General features: G+C 70.0%; 1 protein-coding gene. It reads right to left on the bottom strand.

Features of this window, described 5'->3' with window-relative positions:
• On the bottom strand, positions 1 to 237 hold a 237-nt coding region (locus tag ACLJNW_RS28375; RefSeq protein ID WP_410961996.1), incomplete at both ends, for an aminotransferase class V-fold PLP-dependent enzyme.

The following is a 237-nucleotide window of genomic DNA, read 5'->3' as shown; positions in this document are numbered from 1 at the left end:
TGCTCGTACGGCCGGCAGAGCACCGGGGTGGCGACCGTGTTGTCGACGATCAGTGGCACGCCGTGGCGGTGAGCGGCGTCGGCCAGTGCCTGCAGGTCGATGATGTTGCCCGCCGGGTTGCCGATGGTTTCGCAGAACACGGCCTTGGTCCGCTCGTCGATCAGCGCTTCCTGGGCGGCGACGTCGTCGTGGGCGGCGAAGCGCGCCTGGATGCCGATGCGTGGCAGGGTGTGGGCC

The organism is Salmonella sp. SAL4457, from assembly GCF_046548235.1.
Lineage (GTDB): Bacteria > Pseudomonadota > Gammaproteobacteria > Enterobacterales > Enterobacteriaceae > Salmonella > Salmonella enterica.
The sequence above is the reverse complement of the archived record's forward strand: the minus strand, read 5'-3'. Positions and strand labels throughout refer to the sequence as shown.